This is a genomic window from Streptomyces pyxinicus (assembly GCF_024753135.1).
Lineage (GTDB): Bacteria > Actinomycetota > Actinomycetes > Streptomycetales > Streptomycetaceae > Streptomyces > Streptomyces pyxinicus.
On the sequence record NZ_JANUGP010000026.1, the window covers coordinates 107,423 to 128,704 of the forward strand.

General features: G+C 71.5%; 18 protein-coding genes. 8 read left to right on the top strand and 10 right to left on the bottom strand.

Annotated features, from left to right (window positions below; genetic code table 11):
• The 4 genes from iolD to iolC form a co-directional block, all read right to left on the bottom strand.
• Positions 1 to 1,878, bottom strand: coding sequence for a 3D-(3,5/4)-trihydroxycyclohexane-1,2-dione acylhydrolase (decyclizing) (iolD, locus tag NX794_RS27870; RefSeq protein ID WP_258781925.1), 1,878 nt, complete (start codon positions 1,876 to 1,878; stop codon positions 1 to 3).
• Positions 1,875 to 2,699, bottom strand: coding sequence for a 5-deoxy-glucuronate isomerase (gene iolB / locus NX794_RS27875; protein WP_258781927.1), 825 nt, complete (start codon positions 2,697 to 2,699; stop codon positions 1,875 to 1,877). Before iolB ends, iolD begins: the two co-directional genes overlap by 4 nt.
• An 8-nt stretch (positions 2,700 to 2,707) precedes the next feature.
• Positions 2,708 to 3,568 (bottom strand): Cgl0159 family (beta/alpha)8-fold protein, encoded by an 861-nt coding sequence (locus NX794_RS27880; RefSeq protein WP_428985973.1) that lies wholly within the window; start codon positions 3,566 to 3,568, stop codon positions 2,708 to 2,710.
• Positions 3,569 to 3,651: 83 nt separating this feature from the next.
• Positions 3,652 to 4,602: a 5-dehydro-2-deoxygluconokinase gene (gene iolC, locus NX794_RS27885; protein ID WP_258781929.1), complete on the bottom strand. Its 951-nt coding sequence runs from the start codon at positions 4,600 to 4,602 to the stop codon at positions 3,652 to 3,654.
• A 380-nt stretch (positions 4,603 to 4,982) separates the two neighbouring features.
• Here iolC and NX794_RS27890 point away from each other — a divergent pair, with 380 nt between their 5' ends.
• Positions 4,983 to 5,180, top strand: a complete 198-nt coding sequence (locus tag NX794_RS27890) for a helix-turn-helix transcriptional regulator (protein WP_054231835.1) — start codon at positions 4,983 to 4,985, stop codon at positions 5,178 to 5,180.
• A 55-nt stretch (positions 5,181 to 5,235) separates the two neighbouring features.
• Here the strand turns inward: NX794_RS27890 and NX794_RS27895 are convergent, their stop codons facing one another.
• A complete protein-coding gene (locus NX794_RS27895) occupies positions 5,236 to 6,279 on the bottom strand; it encodes a zinc-dependent alcohol dehydrogenase family protein (RefSeq protein ID WP_258781937.1) in 1,044 nt (347 codons plus the stop codon).
• 49 nt (positions 6,280 to 6,328) lie between these two features.
• Positions 6,329 to 8,602 (bottom strand): MMPL family transporter, encoded by a 2,274-nt coding sequence (locus NX794_RS27900; protein ID WP_258781938.1) that lies wholly within the window; start codon positions 8,600 to 8,602, stop codon positions 6,329 to 6,331.
• A gap of 312 nt (positions 8,603 to 8,914) precedes the next feature.
• On the opposite strand from NX794_RS27900, the gene NX794_RS27905 reads away from it, so the two are divergent.
• The 4 genes from NX794_RS27905 to NX794_RS27920 all read left to right on the top strand — a co-directional run bounded on the left by NX794_RS27905 (position 8,915) and on the right by NX794_RS27920 (position 13,252).
• Positions 8,915 to 9,484 carry a TetR/AcrR family transcriptional regulator gene (locus tag NX794_RS27905; RefSeq protein ID WP_258781960.1) on the top strand — a complete coding sequence of 190 codons (570 nt, stop codon included), beginning with the start codon at positions 8,915 to 8,917 and terminating at the stop codon, positions 9,482 to 9,484.
• A gap of 148 nt (positions 9,485 to 9,632) precedes the next feature.
• The gene (locus NX794_RS27910) at positions 9,633 to 10,580 is read left to right on the top strand and encodes a PrsW family intramembrane metalloprotease (protein ID WP_258781939.1); all 948 of its coding nucleotides are present in this window, start codon (positions 9,633 to 9,635) and stop codon (positions 10,578 to 10,580) included.
• A gap of 75 nt (positions 10,581 to 10,655) precedes the next feature.
• A complete protein-coding gene (locus tag NX794_RS27915; protein ID WP_258781941.1) occupies positions 10,656 to 10,895 on the top strand; it encodes a heavy-metal-associated domain-containing protein in 240 nt (79 codons plus the stop codon).
• 86 nt (positions 10,896 to 10,981) lie between these two features.
• Positions 10,982 to 13,252 carry a heavy metal translocating P-type ATPase gene (locus NX794_RS27920; RefSeq protein ID WP_258781942.1) on the top strand — a complete coding sequence of 757 codons (2,271 nt, stop codon included), beginning with the start codon at positions 10,982 to 10,984 and terminating at the stop codon, positions 13,250 to 13,252.
• Between the two features lie 681 nt (positions 13,253 to 13,933).
• Here NX794_RS27920 and NX794_RS27925 read toward each other — a convergent pair.
• Both NX794_RS27925 and recD2 read right to left on the bottom strand, forming a co-directional pair.
• Positions 13,934 to 15,223 (bottom strand): citrate synthase, encoded by a 1,290-nt coding sequence (locus tag NX794_RS27925; RefSeq protein WP_258781944.1) that lies wholly within the window; start codon positions 15,221 to 15,223, stop codon positions 13,934 to 13,936.
• A gap of 219 nt (positions 15,224 to 15,442) precedes the next feature.
• On the bottom strand, positions 15,443 to 17,701 hold the full coding sequence (gene recD2 / locus NX794_RS27930) for an SF1B family DNA helicase RecD2 (protein WP_258781946.1): 2,259 nt from the start codon (positions 17,699 to 17,701) through the stop codon (positions 15,443 to 15,445).
• A gap of 215 nt (positions 17,702 to 17,916) precedes the next feature.
• On the opposite strand from recD2, the gene NX794_RS27935 reads away from it, so the two are divergent.
• Together NX794_RS27935 and NX794_RS27940 are read left to right on the top strand one after the other, a co-directional pair.
• Positions 17,917 to 18,636 carry a hypothetical protein gene (locus NX794_RS27935; protein WP_258781947.1) on the top strand — a complete coding sequence of 240 codons (720 nt, stop codon included), beginning with the start codon at positions 17,917 to 17,919 and terminating at the stop codon, positions 18,634 to 18,636.
• A gap of 673 nt (positions 18,637 to 19,309) precedes the next feature.
• Entirely contained in the window at positions 19,310 to 19,651 is a 342-nt protein-coding gene (locus tag NX794_RS27940) for a hypothetical protein (protein WP_258781949.1), read from the top strand.
• 18 nt (positions 19,652 to 19,669) lie between these two features.
• Here NX794_RS27940 and NX794_RS27945 read toward each other — a convergent pair whose 3' ends face one another.
• Both NX794_RS27945 and NX794_RS27950 read right to left on the bottom strand, forming a co-directional pair.
• Positions 19,670 to 19,864, bottom strand: a complete 195-nt coding sequence (locus NX794_RS27945; RefSeq protein WP_258781950.1) for a DUF397 domain-containing protein — start codon at positions 19,862 to 19,864, stop codon at positions 19,670 to 19,672.
• A gap of 7 nt (positions 19,865 to 19,871) precedes the next feature.
• Positions 19,872 to 20,708 (bottom strand): helix-turn-helix domain-containing protein, encoded by an 837-nt coding sequence (locus tag NX794_RS27950; protein WP_258781952.1) that lies wholly within the window; start codon positions 20,706 to 20,708, stop codon positions 19,872 to 19,874.
• A 193-nt stretch (positions 20,709 to 20,901) separates the two neighbouring features.
• Between NX794_RS27950 and NX794_RS27955 the strand changes: the two genes are divergently transcribed.
• Positions 20,902 to 21,282: ATP-binding protein (locus NX794_RS27955; protein ID WP_258781954.1), on the top strand; the 381-nt coding region annotated here is incomplete at its 3' end.

The window sequence follows — 21,282 nt, forward strand, 5'->3', positions numbered from 1 at the left end:
TTACAGATGGCGGCGTCGGGTCGAGACGTGCCGTTCGTACAGCTCACGGGCCTTGACCGCGGACGGTCGGGTCGCGGTCTCGGCCACGGGAACATCCCACCAGGCCTGCGCCGGAGGCGCGCCCGACACAGTGTCGGACGTTTCGGTCTCCACGTAGACACATGTGGGAGTGTCGGCGGCGCGCGCCGTCGCGAGCGCTTCGCGCAGTTCCCGTACGGTCTTCGCGCGCAGCACCCGCATGCCGAGGCTGGCCGCGTTGGCGGCGAGGTCGACGGGGAGCGGGGCGCCCGTGTAGGTGCCCTCCTCGGTCGGGTAGCGGTAGGCGGTGCCGAACCGCTCGCCGCCCACCGACTCCGAGAGCCCGCCGATCGAGGCGTACCCGTGGTTCTGCACCAGCAGCACCTTGATCGCGACGCCCTCCTGCACGGCGGTGACGATCTCCGTGGGCATCATCAGATAGGTGCCGTCGCCGACCAGCGCCCATACGTGGCGCTCGGGCGCGGCCAGTTTCACGCCGAGGGCGGCCGGTATCTCGTAACCCATGCAGGAGTAGCCGTACTCCAGGTGATACTGGTCCGCCGAGCGGGCCCGCCACAGCTTGTGCAGGTCCCCGGGGAGCGAGCCGGCCGCGTTGACGATCACGTCGGACTCGTCCACCAGGGCGTCCAGCGCCCCGATGACCTGCGGCTGGGTGGGGCGGGCGTCGATCTCGTCCACCTCGAAGCAGGCGTCGACGCGCTGCTCCCAGCGCTCCTTGTCCTCGCTGTACTCGGTGGCGTACGCGCCGGCCACGGTGTGCCCGTGCATCACCAGTGCCTCGGTCAGCTCGCCCAGGCCGCTGCGGGCGTCCGCGACCAGCGGGAGCCCGGCCAGCTTGTGGCCGTCGTAGGGCGCGATGTTGAGGTTGAGGAAGCGGACGTCCGGGTTCTGGAAGAGGGTGCCGGAGGCGGTGGTGAAGTCGGTGTACCGGGTGCCGACGCCGATCACCAGGTCCGCGGTGCGGGCGAGTTCGGCGGCGGTCGCGGTGCCGGTGTGGCCGATGCCGCCGACGTCCTGGGGGTGGTCGTACCGCAGTGAGCCCTTGCCGGCCTGGGTGGCGGCGACCGGGATCCGGGTGGCCGCGGCGAACTCGGCGAGGGCCGCCTCCGCGCGGCTGTGGTGGACGCCGCCGCCCGCGACGACCAGGGGCCGGGCGGCGGAGCGGATCGCCGCCACGGCCTCCGCGAGTTCCGTGGGGTCGGCACCCGGCCGGCGTACGGTCCACACCCGCTCGGCGAAGAACTCCTCCGGCCAGTCGAACGCCTCCGCCTGCACGTCCTGCGGCAGCGCGAGGGTGACGGCGCCGGTCTCCACCGGGTCGGTCAGCACCCGCATCGCCTGGAGGGCGGCGGGGATCAGCTGTTCGGGGCGGGTGACGCGGTCGAAGTAGCGGGAGACCGGACGCAGGGTGTCGTTGACCGAGACGTCGCCCGCGTACGGCACCTCCAGCTGCTGGAGGACCGGGTCGGCGGGGCGGGTGGCGAACACGTCGCCGGGCAGGAGCAGGACCGGCAGGTGGTTGATGGTGGCGAGGGCGGCGCCGGTGACCAGGTTGGTGGCGCCGGGGCCGATCGAGGTGGTCACGGCGTGCGTGGCCAGCCGGTTCGACTGACGGGCGTAGCCCACGGCCGCGTGCACCATGGCCTGTTCGTTGCGGCCCTGGTGGTACGGCATCACGTCCGCGTACTCCACCAGGGCCTGCCCGAGCCCGGCGACGTTGCCGTGGCCGAAGATGCCCCAGGTGGCGCCGATCAGCCGCCGGCGGTTGCCGTCGCGTTCGGTGTGCTGGGCGGCGAGGAAGCGGACGAGTGCCTGGGCGACGGTCAGCCGGATCGTCATCGGTACCCCCCTGTGGTCTCGGTGTGGTCGGGGTGGAAGCAGATCCGCCACTCCCGGATCGCGCCCGGGCCCGCCATGACGTTCAGGTAGTACAGGTCGTGTCCGGGCTGGGCGATGGACGGGCCGTGCCAGCCGTCCGGCACCAGGACGGCGTCTCCGGAGCGGACCTCGGCGAGGACGTCGGCGCCGCCCGCGCGGGAGGGGAACACGCGCTGGTAGCCGAGTCCGTTCGGACCGGCGACCTCGAAGTAGTAGATCTCCTCCAGCTCGGACTCCTCGCCCGGCCGGTGCTCGTCGTGCTTGTGCGGCGGGTACGAGGACCAGTTGCCGCCCGGGGTGATCACCTCGACGGCGATGAGCTTGTCGCACGCGAAGGCGTCGGCGGAGGCGAAGTTGCGCACCTGGCGGGCGCAGGTGCCGCTGCCGCGCTGTTCGACCGGTACCTCCGGCGCGGGGCCGTAGCGGGCGGGGAGTCGTCGCTCGCACTTCGCTCCTGCCAGGGCGAAGCGGCCTCCCGCGCCGGAGGCGATCTGGACCCGGGCGTCCCGGGGCGCGTACGCGAAGTCGGATGCCCCCGCGAACACGCTCTCCCGTCCCAGGAGTTGGAACTCGTGCTCCTCGATTTGTACGGTACCTCCGCCTTCCAGGGGAAGCACGATCCATTCGCTGTCCCCGGTGGTGAACGTCCGGGTACCCCCCGGTGCCAACTCCACGACGCGCAGGCTGCTGTGGGCCCAGCCGGCCCGCTCCGGGTCGATGTCGACGGCGTACCCGGCGCTCGCGGCGGCGCCCCTGGGCAGATGCAGCTCGGTGCTGGTCATACGGGCCCTCACAGCAGTCCTACGGCGGTGTCCACGGCGGCGGCCACGTCGCCGTCCGCCGGGTACAGCAGCGAGCGGCCGACCACCAGGCCGCGCACGGTGGGCAGGCGCAGCGCGCCGCGCCACTTCTCGTAGGCGGCGACCTGGTCCTCGGGCGAGTCCCCTATGTCGCCGCCGAGCAGGACGGCGGGCAGGGTGGAGGTCTCCATGACCCGGGCCATGTCGTCGGGGTTCTCGGTGACCGGCACCTTCAGCCAGGTGTAGGCCGAACTGCCGCCGAGCCCGGAGGCGATGGCGAGGGAGCGGGTGACCGCCTCCGCCGACAGGTCGTTGCGCAGCCGGCCGTCGGCGGTGCGGCGGCTGATGAACGGCTCCACGAACACCGGCAGCCGGCGCTCGGCCATGGCGTCGATGGCCCGGGCGGTGGCTTCCAGGGTGGTCAGCGAGCCGGGGTCGGTGTAGTCGATGCGCAGCAGCAGCTTGCCCGCGTCGAAGCCGAGGCGCCGGATGTCCTCGGGGCGGTGCCCGGTGAACCGGTCGTCCAGCTCGAAGCTGGCCCCTTGCAGTCCGCCGCGGTTCATGGAGCCCATGACGACCTTGTGGTCGAGGGCGCCGAGCAGCAGCAGGTCGTCCAGGATGTCGGCGGTGGCGAGGACGCCGTCGACACCGGGCCGGGACAGCGCGAGGCAGAGGCGTTCGAGCAGGTCGGCACGGTTGGCCATGGCGAGCGCCCGGTCGCCCACACCGAGGGCGCCGCGGGCGGGGTGGTCGGCGGCCACGATCATCAGCCGGCCGTTGCCGTTCAGCAGCGGCCGGCGGGCCCGGCGGGCGGCGGCCTCGGCGATGGCCTCGGGGTGCCGGGTGCGGATCCGGACGAGTTCGGCGACGTCGACGCGGGGGCGCCGGGCGCCGTCGCCGCCCTCGGTGTGGGTGCCCGCGACCCGGCCGGCCCTCACAGCACCGCTCCGGCGTCGAGCGCGGCGGCCACCTCGTCGGGGGTCGGCATCGCGGAGGAGCACTCCAGGCGGGAGGCGACGATGGCCCCGGCCGCGTTGGCGTACCGCATGACCGTCTCCAGGTCCCAGCCGGACAGCAGGCCGTGGCAGAGGGAGCCGCCGAAGGCGTCCCCGGCGCCGAGTCCGTTGAGGACGGTCACCGGCAGCGGCGGCACCTCGACGGACTCGCCCTGCCGGCTGACGGCGAGGACGCCTTTGGGTCCCTGTTTGACGACGGCGATCTCGACGCCCGCGGCCAGCAGCGCGCGGGCGGCGGTGTGGGGTTCGCGTTCCCCGGTGGCGACCTCGACCTCGTCCAGGTTGCCGACCGCCACTGTGGCGTGGCGCAGGGCCTCGGTGTAGAAGGGGCGGGCCGCGCCGGGGTCCCGCCAGAACATCGGGCGCCAGTCGAGGTCGAAGACGGTGGTGCCGGACCGGTCCCGGTGGGCGAGGGCCGCGAGGGTCGCCGCCCGGCTCGGCTCCTCGCTCAGGCCGGTGCCGGTGACCCAGAAGATCCGGGCGTCGCGGACGGCGCCCAGGTCCAGGTCGTCGGCGGCGATCTCCAGGTCGGGGGCCTTGGGCTCGCGGTAGAAGTAGAGCGGGAAGTCGTCCGGCGGGAAGACCTCGCAGAAGGTGACCGGGGTGGGCAGGCCGGGGACCGGAGTGACCCAGCGGTCGTCCACGCCGAAGTCCCGCAGCGCCTCGTGGAGATAGCGGCCGAAGGGGTCGTCGCCGGTGCGGGTGATCACTGCGGTGCGGCGGCCGAGTCTGGCCGCGGCGACCGCGACGTTCGTCGCCGAGCCGCCGAGGAACTTGCCGAAGGACGACACCCGGGCGAGCGGCACACCGGTCTGCAACGGGTAGAGGTCCACCCCGATCCGCCCCATGGTGATGAGGTCGTAGGCCATCGGCTTCCCTTCGTCGCGGCTCTCCCCGGCTTTCTAGTCCCGTCCGCCGAGCCCTGTCAATGTTTTGTCCGGACATTCGGACCAGTCATCGGGATCACCCCTGCCCTCCTCACTGTCCCGCACCCACCGGAGATCGGCGCTCAGCCGAAAGGGTTGGGGACGCGGCCGACTTCTGTGGCGGGTGTGTCACAAACACCACCGTGTTGTCACGTATGTCGCGTGTACGCGGGCTCTCGGTCACACCCGGACGACAGGTGCGTCCGGTCGATCACACAGCGTCGTTCACCGGGCACAGGCTTGGTGATCGCCAGCGAAGCGCCCGGCTCCCCCGACGGCCGTCCCCCGGCCGTCGCCGCGGCGCACGCGGGGAGGTGCGACTCATGACCGACCGAAGGCTCTGGTCCTACAAGGAGATCGCGGCGCACATCAAGGTGCAGCCGGACACCGTCCGCTCCTACCGCAAACACGGCCTGCTGCCCCCGCCCGACCACGTGGAAAGCGGCAAGCCCTACTGGTACGCCGACACCGTGCGCGCCTGGGTGGCATCCCGGCCCGGCAACCGGGGCCGCAGAGACTGACACACGTCCGACCCGGGGGCGGCCTGCCGTCTCCGCCCCGGTTCCGTGCCGGGTCTCAGGCCCAGGGCTCGATGACGGTGACCCCCGCGCCGGGCGCCGAGCCCATCGCGGCGAGCGCGGCCGGGGCCGCGTCCAGAGGGATGGCCGACGTGGTCAGCAGGTCGGGGCGCAGGACGCCGGAGCGGACCAGCTCCAGCATGCCGGGATAGGCGTGGGCGGCCATGCCGTGGCTGCCCAGCAACTCCAGCTCCAGGGCGATGGCACGGGCCAGGGGCACCGGGGTCGTCCCGTCCGGGGAGGGCAGCAGGCCCACCTGGACGTGCCGGCCCCGGCGGCGCAGGCCGTTCATGGAGGCGGAGCAGGTCGCCGGGGAGCCGAGGGCGTCCAGGGAGAGATGGGCGCCGCCGCCGGTCAACGCGCGGACGGCGGCGGCCGGGTCGGACACCCCGGCCGCGTCCAGGCACTCGGCGGCCCCGAACCTCCGCGCCAGAGCGAGGGCCTGAGCGGAGACGTCGACGGCGACCACGCGGGCCCCGGAGGCCGCCGCGATCATCACCGCCGACAGGCCGACCCCGCCGCAGCCGTGCACCGCCACCCACTCCCCGGCCGCGACCCGGCCCTGCTGGACCACGGCGCGGAAGGCGGTGGCGAAGCGGCAGCCGAGGGCGGCGGCGGTGGCGAAGGCCATGCCCTCCGGGACCGCCACCAGGTTCACCTCGGCGTGGTCCAGCGCCACATACCCCGCGAACGAGCCCCAGTGGCTGAAGCCCGGCTGGGTCTGGCGCTCGCACACCTGCTGGTCGCCGGCCGCGCAGGCGGCGCAGGTGCCGCAGGCGCACACGAACGGCACGGTGACCCGGTCGCCGGGCCGCCAACCGGTGACCAGCGCGCCCACCGCCTCGACCACACCGGCGAGTTCATGGCCGGGCACATGCGGCAGAGTGATGTCCGGGTCGTGTCCCATCCAGCCGTGCCAGTCGCTGCGGCACAGCCCGGTGGCCTCCACCCGGACGACCACGCCGTGCTCGGCGGGTGCGGGGTCGGGCACCTCCCGCACCTCGGCCGGCTCGCCGTACCGCTCGAAGACCACCGCTCGCATCCGCGCTCCCTTCGGGGACCCTGGACGCAGGCTAGAGGGTCCGGGCAGTTCAGGCCCGCGTGACCGGCTCCCGGTGCTCCTCGCTCCCGGCTCTTCGCTCGGGCGCCTGTCCGCCGCCCTCGCTCACTCCGAACCGGGCGTGGAAGCGGCGCAGCGGGGCCGGGGCCCACCAGGTGGCCCGGCCGGTGAGCCGCATGATGGCCGGCACCAGCAGGCTGCGCACCACCATCGCGTCCATCAGCACCGCGAGCGCGATGCCCAGGCCGAGCATCTTGGTGTTGGTCACCCGTGAGGTGCCGATGGCGACCATGACCACCGCGAGGATGACCGCCGCCGCGGTGATCAGCCCGCCGGTGCGCTGGAGGCCGTGCCGCACCGCCGACTCGTGGTCGCCCGTGCGGTCGTACTCCTCCTTGATGCGGGAGAGCAGGAAGACGCCGTAGTCCATGGAGAGGCCGAAGGCCACGCAGAACATCAGCACGGGCAGGGTGGTCTCGATGGAGCCGGGGCTGGTGAAGCCGAGCGCGCCCGAGAGGTGGCCGTCCTGGAAGACCCACACCACGGCGCCGAACATCGCCGTCAGGCTGAGGCCGTTGAGCACCACCGCCTGGAGCGGGATCAGGACGCTGCCGGTGAGCAGGAAGACCAGCAGCACGGTCACCACGGCGATGAACGCGGCGGCCCACGGCAGGCGTTCGGCTATCGCGTGCTTGGTGTCGACCAGGACGGCGGCCGTGCCGGTGACCTTGGTGTCGAAGGGGGTGGGCAGCGCCCTCAGGTCGCCGACCAGGCGCTGGGCGGGGTCGTCCACCGCCTCCCCCCGGGGCCGCACGGTGAAGTAGGCCGCGTCGCCCTTGACCAGCGGCCCTTCCACGCCGGCCACCTCGGGCAGGGCGGCCACCCGCTGCCTGTAGGCCGCGTACTGGGCCTTGGTCGCGGGGCCCTCGGCGAGCACCTCCAGGCCGCCTCCGGGGCTGCCCGGGAAGCCCTCCCGGAGGTGCTGCTGCACGACGTGGGACTCGGCGGTCGAGGGGAGCTGGCGGTCGTCGGCGGTACCGAACGTCACGCCCAGGAACGGGGTGCCGAGGACGACCAGCAGGGCGGCGGTGCCCACGGCGAACAGCGGGGCGCGGCGCATGACGAGATCAGCGGTGCGGGCCCACAAGGTGCCTTGGGGTCGCCTCGGCTCCCGGTCGCGGCGGCGGAACAGGCGCCGTAGGTCCAGGGAGTTGACCCGGTGGCCGAGCAGGACGAGGGCCGCCGGGAGCAGGATCAGCGCCGCGGCGGCGGCGAGGAGGACCACGGCGATGCCGGCGTAGGCGAAGGACCGCAGGAAGTACTGCGGGAAGAGCATCATCGCGGCCAGGGACACCGCGACGGTGAGAGCGGAGAAGAGCACGGTGCGGCCCGCTGTGCGCAGGGTGGTGGCCACGGCCGTCAACGGGTCGGCGCCGGTGGACAGTTCCTCGCGGTAGCGGCGCACGATGAACAGGGCATAGTCGATCGCGAGACCCAGGCCGAGGGCCGTGGTGAGGTTCAGGGCGAAGACCGAGACGTCGGTGAAGCTCGTCAGGCCGCGCAGCACCGCGTTGGTGCCGAGGATGGCCACGATGCCGATGCCGAGCGGCAGCAGGGCGGCGACCGCGCTGCCGAAGACCATCACCAGCAGCACGAGGGTGACCGGCAGGGCGATCAGCTCGGCGCGGGTCAGGTCCTCCTGGATGATGGTCTGCATCTCGTGCCGCACCGCGACGATGCCGCCGATCCGCACCTGGACCGGGCCGTGCGTGCCCCGGTAGTGCGGGGCGATGCGGTCCAGGGTGGCGCCCATCGCCTTCTCGTCGCCCGTGATGTGGGCGGCGATGAGCGCCTCGCGGCCGTCCTCGGCACGCAGGGCGGCCGACTTGCCCTGCCAGTAGGAACCGACGCCGGTGACGCCGGGCTCCGCCGCGAGCCGGGCGGTCAGGCTTCTGGCCTCGGCGGCGACCGCCGGATCGTCCACCGAGCCGCGGCCGGCGCCGACCAGGAGCAGCAGGTTGGGCTGGGAGCCGGGGAACTCGCGCTCCAGCGCCTTGGTGGCGTAGGTCGACTCGGCGGCCGGGTCCTCCCAGCCGCCGCTGCCGAGCCGGTCGGCGACCCCGCCGCCGGCCAGCACCGCCAGCGCGGTGAGCACCAGGGCGACGAGCAGCGAGAGGCGGGGGCGGGCGGTGACGAACCGCGTCCAGCCGCCGGGGCGGGCCGGGCCGTCCCCCGAGTGGGGCGGGGTGTCGCCGGTGGCGGGCGGCCCCTCCCCCGGGCGCGCTGGCGTGTTGACTTCGGTCATCGTCCGGTGTCCCCTTCACCCTGGCCTGCACGACCGTGTGCGAGCACGGCAGCATGGATGAGCCATTGCCGTAGACTGGCAAACACGAGAGATCGCTCGCGTTTCACAAGAATGCGAGTGACCGCTCGCGTTTGTCAATCGCGTTCCGAGAGCTGGGGATAACGCGTGCCCGAGAAGACCGAGCCCACCACCACGGAGAACAAGCGGGCGGACGAGCGGGCGGAGGAGCCGAAGGGCAAGCCGGAGGGCAAGCGGGCGGACAAGTCCGAGGACAGCCGGCCGCGCCGCCGTCAGGCCCGTGGCGAGCGCCGGATCGCCCAGCTGCTCCAGGCCGCCGCCCAGGTCTTCTGCACCTCCGGCTACACGGCCGCCAGCACCAACGCCATCGCCCGCGAGGCCGGCGTCTCCCCCGGCACGCTGTACCAGTTCTTCCCGAACAAGGAGGCCATCGCGATCGAGCTGGGCGACCGGCTGATGCACGAGATGCGGGAGACCTACGGCGAGGCGCTGGCCCCCCTCGACGCCGGCACACCGCTGGAGCAGGCGATCGACGCGGCCGTCGACCCGTTCATGGCCTTCAACACCGACCACCCCGTGTTCTTCGCCCTGATGCACGGCCCCGACATCCCGGGCCGGATGGCCGAGGCGCACGACCAGTTGCACACCACCCTGGTCACCCGCATCGAGGCCCTGCTCGCCTCCCTCATGCCCGGCGCCGCCCCGCCCGAGGTCACCCGCACGGCACACGTCTGCCTGGGCATCTACAAGGCCGGCCTGGAACTGGTCCTCGCCCACGAGGGCCCCGAGCGCGAGGCCTATGTGCGGGAGGTCAAGGACGTGCTGGTGCGGTACCTGCGGCCGCTGGTTTCGGACGGCGCGTGACCCCACCGACACCCCGTAGATCGCCCCCCACCACCCGGGAATTCCCCCCAAGCAACCCTGAAATACCCCCAGCGGCCCCCCTGAACTGCGCCCCCCGCCACATCTGCCTAGGGTGCGGATAAGTCGTCCAGCCGCCCCAGGGAACCCCGTGACGCACTCCCCGCCGCCCGGCACGCCCAGGGCCCGCATCCCCGGCCCCCAGCAGCCTCCGCCGCCGTATCCGCGCATCGGGCCGGGGCTGTGGCGGCGGTTCCTGGGAGGCGGCCTCGCACTGTGGGCGCTGACCGCGGGGACCGTCTACGCGACCCGGGCGAGTGCCCCGCTGCCCACCCTGATCCTGCTCGGCGCCCTCCTCGGACCGGTCGCCTTCGTGCTGTGGGCCTATGAGCGGCATGCCCGCGACCTGGGCGTCAGCGCCGTCCTCGGCTGCTTCCTGGCCGGCGCGACGCTCGACGTGCCCGGCATCGCCCTCGTGCGGCCGTACCCGCCGCACCCTTCTCCCGGCCTGCTCCTCGGCACCGCGCTGGTCGAGGAAGCGGCCAAGCTCGCGGTGCTGGCGTTCGCGCTGCGCCGGCTGCCGGGCATCCGCGGGACCCGGGCCGGGCTGGTGCTCGGCGCGGCCGTCGGCCTCGGCTTCGCGGCACCGGCGAGCTTCGGGTACGCGGTCGACGCGATCGTCTCCGCCGGAAGCACCGGAAGCACCGATCTGCGGGCGCTGTTGGAGACGGAGTTGCCCCGCGGGGTACTCACCCCCCTCGGGCACGGCCTGTGGACGGCGGTCACGGGCGCCGCGCTGCTGTCGTCGCGCCGGGTGGACGGGCGTTTCCGGCTCGGCCCGCCGGTGCTCGCCGCCTGCATGGGCGCCTGTCTGCTGCACGTCCTGACGGACTCCACGCCCGGCCTGGCGCTGTGGCTGGCGGGGCGGCTGACCGGCGCCGGGGTCACGCCGGAGCATCCGGCCGGCGCGGCGGGCCCGGCGGGGCGGCATCTGTTCGCGCTGTTCTCGGTCGGGGGCCTGGCTCTGGTCGGGCTGGCCGGAGTCGGGTGGGTGCGGTCGCTGGCCCGTCGGGGGACCCCTTGGAGTCATACCCCCTAGGGGTATAGTGTGAAGAGTACCGGGGGTTCCCTGAGAGAACCCACAGGCCCCACGTGCCCCGACGAGGAGAACGACATGACCGCCCAGACCGACACCCCGGCCCCCGTCACCACCGTCTACCAGGTGACCGGCATGAGCTGCGGCCACTGCGAGGGCTCCGTCTCCGCCGAGATCTCCGAGATCGCCGGCGTCAGCTCGGTCAAGGCCGTCGCGTCGACCGGCGAGGTGACCGTCGTGTCCGAGGCGCCGCTGGACGACGAGGCGGTGCGCGCCGCCGTCGACGAGGCCGGCTTCGAGCTGGCCGGCCGGGCCTGAGAAGCACGCACCCCTTCCCCGACCGGGCCGTGCCGACCAGCTGATACTGGATCCGCGCGGTCCGGTCCGATGTCTGGAGTCCGGACATGACCAGCACCACCGCAGAGACGCCCATGACGACGGGTGCGCCCGCCGAGGTCGAACTGCTCATCGGCGGCATGACCTGCGCCTCCTGTGCCGCCCGGGTGGAGAAGAAGCTCAACCGGATGGACGGCGTCAGCGCCACCGTCAACTACGCCACCGAGAAGGCGAAGGTCACCTACGGGGCGGGTGTCGGGGTCGCCGACCTGATCGCCACCGTCGAGCGGACCGGCTACACCGCCGAGGAGCCCGCGCCGCCCCACCCGGAGCCGGAGGCAGCCGCCGGCAGCGACAGCGGCAGCGACACGTCCGAGCGGGATCCGGAGCTCGGCGCCGCGCGCCACCGCCTGTTCGTCTCCGCCCTGCTCGCCGCGCCCGTGGCCCTCCTCGCGATGGTCCCGGCCCTCCAGTTCGACAACTGGCAGTGGCTCTCCCTCACCCTCGCCGCGCCCGTCGTCGTCTGGGGCGGTGCCCCCTTCCACCGGGCCGCCTGGACCAACGCCCGGCACGGCGCGGCCACCATGGACACCCTGGTCTCGGTCGGCACGCTGGCGGCGTTCGGCTGGTCGCTGTGGGCGCTGTTCCTCGGCGACGCGGGCATGCCCGGCATGCACGACGCGTTCCGGCTCACCGTCTCCCGGATGGACGGCGCCTCCACCATCTACCTGGAGGTCGCCTCCGGGGTCGTGGCGCTGATCCTGCTCGGCCGGTACCTGGAGGCCCGCTCCAAGCGGCGCGCCGGGGCGGCCCTGAAGGCGCTCATGGAGCTGGGCGCCAAGGACGTGGGCGTGCTGCGGGACGGGCGCGAGGTGCGGGTCCCGGTGTCCTCGCTGGCGGTCGGCGACAGGTTCGTCGTACGGCCCGGCGAGAAGGTCGCCACGGACGGCACCGTCGTGGAGGGCGTCTCCGCGGTCGACGCGTCGATGCTGACCGGTGAGTCGGTGCCGGTGGACGTCGGTCCCGGCGACCGGGTCACCGGCGCCACCGTCAACGCGGGCGGCCGGCTGGTGGTGGCGGCGACCCGGGTCGGCGCCGACACCCAGCTCGCCCGGATGGCGCGGCTGGTGGAGGAGGCGCAGAACGGCAAGGCCGAGGTGCAGCGGCTCGCCGACCGGGTCTCCGCCGTGTTCGTGCCCGTGGTCATCGCCCTCGCGCTCGGCACCTTCGGCGGCTGGCTGGTCGTCACCGGGGACACCGTCGCCGCGTTCACGGCCGCCGTCGCCGTCCTGATCATCGCCTGCCCCTGCGCTCTCGGGCTCGCCACGCCCACCGCGCTGATGGTCGGCACCGGGCGCGGCGCCCAGCTCGGCATCCTGATCAAGGGCCCCGAGGTGCTGGAGTCCACGCGCCGCGTCGACACCGTGGTCCTCGACAAGACCGGCACCGTCACCACCGGCCGGATGACCCTCCAGGGCGTGTACGCGGCCGAGGGCGAGGACGAGACGGAGCTGCTGCGGCTCGCCGGCGCCCTGGAGCACGCCTCCGAGCACCCGATCGCCCGCGCGATCGCGGCGGGCGCCGAGAAGCGGACCGGCGCGCTGCCGCCGGCCGAGCACTTCGAGAACGTCCCCGGCCGGGGCGTACGCGGGCGCGTGGACGGCCGTGAGGTGGCCGTGGGGCGCCTGTACGACGCGCTGCCGCCCGAGCTGGCACGCGCGGCCGAGGAGGCCGAGCGGGCGGGCCGTACGGCCGTCGTGGCGGGCTGGGACGGGCGGGCCCGCGGAGTGCTCTCCGTCGCCGACGCGGTCAAGGACTCCAGCGCCGCGGCGGTACGGGAGCTGCGCGCGCTCGGCCTCACCCCGGTCCTGCTCACCGGGGACAACCGGACGGTCGCCGAGGCGGTCGCGAAGGCGGTCGGCATCGACGCGGCGCACGTGTACGCCGAGGTGCTGCCCGAGGACAAGGTGGACGTCGTACGGCGGCTGCGGCGCGAGGGGCGGACCGTGGCGATGGTCGGCGACGGCGTGAACGACGCCGCCGCTCTCGCCACCGCCGACCTGGGGCTCGCGATGGGCACCGGGACGGACGCGGCGATCGAGGCCGGCGACCTGACGCTGGTGCGCGGGGACCTGCGGGTGGCCGCGGACGCGATCCGGCTGTCCCGGCGGACGCTGGCCACCATCAAGGGCAACCTGGTGTGGGCGTTCGGCTACAACGTGGCCGCGCTGCCGCTGGCCGCCGCCGGTCTGCTGAACCCGATGATCGCGGGGGCCGCGATGGCCTTCTCCTCGGTCTTCGTGGTGACGAACAGCCTGCGGCTGCGGAGGTTCCGGTGAACTTGCCCGTATGTGCCGGGGATTCGGCGGAATCGCCGGCCAGGTATTCACAGGGATCGGAGTAAGAGTCCCCCTAGAGTCCGGCGCGCACCTCACATAAGCTCTTCACAAGGCTCGCGCATCATCCTTACGCTTGAGTCCCGATCGCGGTATCGGGGCTCTTGCGCACACAAAGGACATATGCAAGAGACGCAGATCACAGTGATGCGAACGTAACCATCGAAGGGGTTCGAAGGTCTAAGTTGGCGGTGTCAGTTCAGCGTCTTGGGGGGCGCTGACCGGCATCTGAGGATGTCTTGGGGGACTTCCTCGGAGATGCGTTGCCGGGGCACGTACACCGGGAAGCTTTGAGCGGCCCTCCCTGCGTGCGTTGTCCCGGCAGATCGCACCGCATCACTGGAGCACGACGAGTTCGACGAGTCCGACGAGTTCCGCTCGCCGTGCTCGAACAGCAGCGATTCAGGCGCTGTTCTCTCCGAGCGCCCGGCCGGATCCCGTGGGGGGAATCCGCACCGGGACATGGGAAGGCGCCCTGGTTCGTCGGCCCGTGGGGGGACCGGCGTCAGGGCGCCTTCCACCTGCTCTTTTCCGTTTCCTTAGCCCGTCTGCGCGCCCACGGACAAAGGGCCCGCCGGTCGTCCGGCGAGCCCCGTCACGCGTGCGCTGTGTCAGCCGGTGGGCTCAGCGCTCCTCGACCGGCACGAAGTCGCGCTCGACGACACCCGTGTAGATCTGGCGCGGGCGGCCGATGCGGGAGCCCGGCTCCTTGATCATCTCGGTCCACTGGGCGATCCAGCCCGGCAGGCGGCCGAGGGCGAACAGGACCGTGAACATCTCGGTCGGGAAGCCCATGGCGCGGTAGATCAGACCGGTGTAGAAGTCGACGTTCGGGTAGAGCTTGCGCTCCACGAAGTAGTCGTCGGAGAGGGCGTGCTCCTCCAGCTTGAGCGCGATGTCCAGCAGCTCGTCGGACTTGCCGAGGGCGGACAGCACGTCGTGCGCGGCGGCCTTGATGATCTGGGCACGCGGGTCGAAGTTCTTGTAGACCCGGTGGCCGAAGCCCATCAGGCGGACGCCGTCCTCCTTGTTCTTCACCTTGCGGATGAAGGTGTCGACGCCGGAGCCGGAGTCGCGGATGCCTTCGAGCATCTCCAGCACGGACTGGTTGGCGCCGCCGTGCAGCGGGCCCCACAGCGCGTTGATGCCGGCGGAGATCGAGGCGAACATGTTGGCCTGCGAGGAGCCGACCAGGCGGACCGTGGAGGTCGAACAGTTCTGCTCGTGGTCCGCGTGCAGGATCAGCAGCTTGTCCAGCGCGGAGACGACGACCGGGTCCGGCTCGTACTCGTCGGCCGGCACCGAGAAGGTCATGCGCAGGAAGTTCTCGACGTAGCCGAGGTCGTTGCGCGGGTAGACGAACGGGTGGCCGATCGACTTCTTGTACGCGTACGCGGCGATCGTCGGAAGCTTGGCGAGCAGCCGGATCGTGGAGAGGTCGCGCTGCTTCTCGTCGAACGGGTTGTGGCTGTCCTGGTAGAAGGTGGACAGCGCCGAGACGACCGAGGACAGCATGGCCATCGGGTGGGCGTCGCGCGGGAAGCCCCGGTAGAAGTTCTTGACGTCCTCGTGCAGCAGGGTGTGCCGCGTGACGTCGTCCTTGAACGTCGTCAGCTCGTCGACGGTGGGCAGCTCGCCGTTGATCAGCAGGTACGCCACCTCCAGGAAGGTGGAGCGCTCGGCCAGCTGCTCGATGGGGTAGCCGCGGTAGCGGAGGATGCCCGCCTCGCCGTCGAGGTAGGTGACCGCGGATTTATAGGCGGCCGTGTTCCCGTACCCGCTGTCCAGGGTCACCAGACCGGTCTGGGCGCGGAGCTTCCCGATGTCGAAGCCCTTGTCGCCGACGGTGCTGTCGACCACCGGGTAGGTGTACTCGCCGTCGCCGTACCGCAGTACTACAGAGTTGTCGCTCACGTCTTCCCTCACCGACGTAGTGCCTCATCTTCGAGGTGCCCTGACTGTCTCTACCATCCCCCATTTGGCTCAGGAGAGTGCACTCGGGGTCGACCATTGGGCCTATTGGCGGCACTCAGTGCCGCCAACCTGCTCATCCTGCCCCCTCCGACCACCATCCGGAAGTGCTCTGTGACCTTTGCGACTCGTTTGATCGATCATTTTTTGTGAAGGGGACGATCAGGAACTCTGAAGGCGGAAGTCGAGGGCTGTGCACCGCCGTCCGGCCGACACCGTGCGCACCGCCTGCCCGATCGCCTTGCGTGAACCGACGAGGACGACGAGCCGTTTGGCCCGGGTCACCGCCGTGTACAGCAGGTTGCGCTGGAGCATCATCCACGCCCCGGTGGTGACCGGGATCACCACGGCGGGATATTCACTCCCCTGCGAGCGGTGGATGGTGACGGCGTACGCGTGGGCCAGCTCGTCGAGTTCGTCGAATTCGTACGGCACCTCCTCGTCCTCGTCCGTCAGGACCGTCAGCCGCTGGTCCACCGGGTCGAGCGAGGTGACCACGCCGACGGTGCCGTTGAAGACACCGTTCGCCCCTTTCTCGTAATTGTTGCGGATCTGGGTCACCTTGTCGCCGACCCGGAAGACCCGCCCGCCGAACCGCTTCTCGGGCAGGTCGGGCCGCCCCGGGGTGATGGCCTGCTGGAGCAGCCCGTTGAGCGTGCCGGCGCCGGCCGGGCCCCGGTGCATCGGGGCGAGGACCTGCACGTCCCGGCGCGGGTCGAGCCCGAACCGGGCCGGAATCCGCCGGGCGGCCACCTCCACCGTGAGCCGCCCCGCCTCCTCCGTGTCGTCCTCGACGAAGAGGAAGAAGTCCTTCAGTCCGTCGGTGAGCGGATGCTGTCCCGCGTTGATCCGGTGCGCGTTGGTGACCACGCCGGACTGCTGCGCCTGCCGGAAGACCCGGGTGAGCCGGACGGCGGGGACCGGGCTGCCCTCGGCGAGCAGGTCGCGCAGCACCTCGCCGGCGCCGACGCTGGGCAACTGGTCCACGTCACCGACGAAGAGCAGGTGGGCGCCCGGCGGTACGGCCTTGACGAGCTTGTTGGCGAGCAGCAGGTCCAGCATGGACGCCTCGTCCACCACGACCAGGTCGGCGTCGAGCGGCCGGTCCCGGTCGTACGCCGCGTCGCCGCCGGGCTTCAGCTCCAGCAGCCGGTGCACGGTGGACGCCTCGGCGCCGGTCAGCTCGGCCAGGCGTTTGGCGGCCCGGCCGGTGGGGGCGGCGAGCAGCACCTTGGCCCGTTTGGCGCGGGCCAGCTCCACGATCGAGCGCACGGTGAAGGACTTGCCGCATCCCGGCCCGCCGGTGAGTACGGCCACCTTCTCGCTCAGCGCCAGCCGGACGGCCGCCTCCTGCTCCGGGGCGAGATCGGCACCGGTACGGCCCCTGAGCCACCCGAGCGCCTTGCCCCAGTCGACGTCCCGAAAGCCCGGCATGCGGTCCTGGTCGGTCCGCAGGAGTCGCAGCACCTGGGCGGACAGGGACAGCTCGGCACGGTGGAAGGGGACCAGGTACACGGCGGACACCGGCTGCTCGGCGTCCCCCTCGGGACCGGGCACCTTCTCCCGTACGACACTCGGGTCCGCCCCGTCCTCCGGGGGCCGGGCCAGCTCGGCGAGGCACTCGATGACAAGGCCGGTGTCGACCTGGAGCAGCTTGACCGCGTCGGCGATCAGCCGCTCCTCGGGCAGGTAGCAGTTCCCCTGGTCGGCGGACTGGGAGAGGGCGTACTGCAGCCCGGCCTTGACCCGCTCCGGGCTGTCGTGCGGGATGCCGACGGACTGGGCGATCCGGTCGGCGGTCAGGAACCCGATGCCCCAGACGTCGGCGGCGAGCCGGTACGGCTGCTCCTTGACGACGCCGATGGAGGCGTCGCCGTACTTCTTGTAGATCCGCACGGCGATGGAGGTGGACACCTCGACGGTCTGGAGGAAGAGCATGACCTCCTTGATCGCCTTCTGCTCCTCCCAGGCCTCCGCGATCTTCTTCGTCCGCTTGGGCCCGAGCCCCGGCACCTCGATCAGCCGCTTGGGCTCCTCCTCGATGATCCGCAGCGTGTCGGTGCCGAAGTGCTGCGTGATGCGGTCCGCGAAGACGGGTCCGATGCCCTTGACGAGCCCCGAGCCGAGGTAACGGCGCATCCCCTGCACGGTGGCGGGCAGCACGGTCGTGTAGTTCTCGACATGGAACTGCTTGCCGTACTGCGGATGCGACCCCCACCGGCCCTCCATCCGCAGCGACTCCCCCACCTGCGCACCGAGCAACGCACCGACGACGGTGAGCAGATCACCGGCACCTCTTCCGGTGTCGACCCGGGCGACGGTGTACCCGTTCTCCTCATTGGCGTACGTGACCCGCTCCAACACCCCTTCCACCACAGCAAGCCGCCGCTCGCCGGCCGGGGGGCTCTCCTGTTGCGCCATGGGGGGACGGTACCTGGGGGGTGTGACAGGGGGGCTGTCGGTTCGGGGGCCGGCGTGAGTACGGGTACTCATGCCCGGTCCGGCCATCCTGGTGAACAGTGACGGTGGAGCCGGGCGTACGACGTCGGAGAGGCAGTGTCGATGAGAGGCGGACAGGTGTGAGGGCCGTAGCGTGTCGTGCCGCCGCCTCGAAACGCGTGTGGGGATCGCTGGCGATGATCGTCCTGTTCACCGTCTCGGCCTGTTCCATGACCCCGGACCGCGCCGTCGGCGACAAGCAGTTGCGCAAGCTCGGGGAGAGCGGCCAGGCGGTACGGGCCCGGGAGCGGACGGAGCAACGGCTTCGGGACGTGGCGCGGGCGTACGCCGACCACGCGCCCCTGTCGCTCGGCCTGGTCGTGGTGCACGACGTGTGCGTGCCGGGATCGGGACCGGGCTGGTTCTTCCAGCAGAAGACCGACGACTACAAGATCGCCTGCTCGATGAACATCACCGCCTACTACGGCGCCGACCCCGCGCACATGGGTGACACCCTCGACGCGATCCTGACCGCGGGCGACGATGCCCGGTCCCGGCCGGACGGGTCCGGAAACCCCATCCCGTTCACACACGACGGCCACGGAAAGCGGCTCGTCGCGTACTACCGGGGGCACAGTCGGAACTCCCGGAGTCCGCAAGCCCCGGAACCGACCCGGCTGGCCGCCTCCGGACAGACACTGACCTGGGACACCACTCGCGGCGACGCCCCGCGCCGACTGGTCGAGGAGCCCTACGCCGGCCTCGTCGACGATCCGCCGGTGTCCCGCGTGGTCCGTGACCCGAAGACCGCCACGGTCGCCGCCATCCGGAAACGGTACGGCCTCGTGTTCAAACTGGAACTCCCCTACCGCGACTACTACGGGGTGCTCAAGAACGGCCGGACGCGCACGGGGTGACGTCGGTGCCGGCCGGACACGGCTCCATCTGCGCTGAGTGGCGCTCACTCCCGGCCCCGTCCGCGAGTGCGTCGAAATCCGCACCGACCTGGACCGGCTCGGCGTCCGGACCGAGCCAGCCGTACTCACCACCGGTGGGACAAGCGGGCCACGGTGACGGGCATCGCCAAGCGGTGCCGGCCAGCAGTGAAGTCAGCGCTTCCGTGAGGCAGTATCCGACGCGGACGCGTGTCGGCGAATTCGTTCGGCCACCGCGTCCGTGACAGCGCCGTCGCGAGCTCCACGGTCCGGTCGACCCGGCTCAGGTGCGGGCCTGTCAGAGGCGCAGCCTCCTACGCGCCGACGGCGCCCCCAGGACCGCCACGCGATGCGGTCCGCGGCCCGTCATGAGACAGGAAGCCGGGCAGAGAGATCACCGCCACGATCAGCAGCCGTCCCCACCCGGCCATGACGAGGTCCGCCGAGTCGGGCCGACGCCGGTCGTTCCGCACGCCATCCATGGTGTCTCCCCCTCTTGCTCTTGAAGTCCGCTTCCCCGTTCCGCTTCCCCTGGCCCGTCCGACCCGCAGAAGGCCGTCAACCGCGCCCACGCGAAGATCCGTGCACTCGGCGAACAAGCCATGGTCACCCTCAAGCCCCGGGGGGGGACCTCACCGCCTCCTATACTCCTGGCGTGTTCGATGCGCCGAACTTCTTCCACGTCTCGTCCGTGCTCAATCGGCGGTCGATCGCCCAGCATGGCCTGGATTGGACCCGGATGGGCGCCGCACCGGGAATCGCCGGCAGCCGTCGCTCTGAAGTGGAGGGAGTCTTCGTCTGCCCGAGCGAGGAGGCAGCAGACTTCTTCCTTCAGATCAACAACACCGGTGGGCCGGTTGATCTCTGGTCCGTGGACGGCATTGACGAAGGATTGCTCCTCGACAGCGGCAACGGATTCTTCTATCTGCCCAGCCGCATACCAGCCGCGCGAGTCCGCCTGGTGCGATCAGACGTTCCTCCGCAGCATGGTTTTTGACCTCGCGCAGCGGTCCAGTCATCGGTTCGGGTGCTCTGCGAGCGCTGCGAGGAATGCGGTGAAGGCCGCGGCTGGGAAGGTGAGCGTGGCTCGGGCGGGGGTTTTCGAGTCGCGGATGGAGATGTGGGTGGGGGTGCTGGCGATCTCCACGCACGCGTTGCCGTCACCCTCGCCCGAGTAGGACGACTTCCGCCAGGTGTCGGGGGTGGTCATGGGTGCCTCACAGCTCTTGAGCCAGCATGTGGATGAAGTCGCGCGACCGGTCAGGTTCGAGTGCAACAGCCTCTACCTTACGGAAGCGCGTTCGATAGGCGTTGAGCTGCGCTTCGGCATCGATGAGCACTGCACCGTGGGGCGCATCGCGCACCACCGTGTCCAGCTTCGGTAGGAAGCCACCCACGTACGTCATAGTGCTTGAGGCCCTGGTGAAGCCATCCAGATCGAAGGGGATGACACTCAGGGTGATGTGGTCCGCTTCGGACAGCTCCAGCAGCCTGACGAGTTGAACTCGCGACGCGGCGCGGTCACCCACCCGGATGCGCAGGGCCGCCTCGTGGATCAACAGCTCGTACGGGACGCTGAACTGCTGACGCTGCATGCGGTGGCGGACGCGCAGCTCCAGCTCTTCAGTGGTCAGTTCCGGCACTCGGGAGGAGAACAACGCGCGGGCGTACTCCTCTGTTTGCAAGAGACCTGGCACGTGGAGGATCGCTACCTCGCGCAGATAGGCGGCATTGTGTTCCAGTTCCGCGAGGTCAAGGAATGATGTGGGCAGCGAACCTCGGTACTCCTCCCACCAGCCCCGCGTGCGATCGGTGGCCATTCCTACCAGTGCGTCGATGAACTCCTCGTCCGCACAGGCATAGTGGGAGGCGAGGCGGCGTAGCCGCTCCTCGCTCAGGCCGGCGATCCCGGACTCGATCTGACTGATGACCGGCGGAGTGACGCCAAGCAGGGCAGCTGCTTGGCGGCCCGTGATGCCCGCAGCCTCCCGAAGCCTGCGCAGTTCGACAGCCAGCCGCAGCTGCCGCGCCGTCGGCTCACTTCTCAACGCCATCGGCGGACTCTCCCAACACACAAGTCAGGGCGACTCGTTCGGGCGTCACTTTACGCGATCCGCTTGCACCGTTTAAACATTTAGCCCTACCGTCGGTGATGCAACGCACACCCTGCGGAAGTGCACCGCGTTCTGCGGCGATGCCACCCTGCGCTGCACCAAATCCATTTCATCTCCTCGGAGTTGATGCCGCATGCCCGAAACCGAGCCCTGGGACTACACCCTCTACATCCCCAACGACCCCAGAGCGGTCACCATCTGCCGCCGCACCCTGCGCGTCATCCTCACCCTGCACGGCCTCATCGGGCTCGTGGACACCGCCGAGCTGCTGGCCACAGAGCTGGTCTCCAACGCCGTACGGCACACCAAGGGCCCGGCCGCACTCAGGGTGCGCCGTACCCCGCACGGGGTGGTCTGGATCGGGGCCTGGGACACCGACCCCGCCCCGCCACCGCCTCCCAAGCCGCTGGAGCAGGCCGCCGGGCTGGAGGGCGGGCGTGGGCTCGGTCTGGTCGTGGCCTGTGCCGACTACTGGGGCTGGCAGCCCTCCGCCCGGTTCGGGGACCACGGCAAG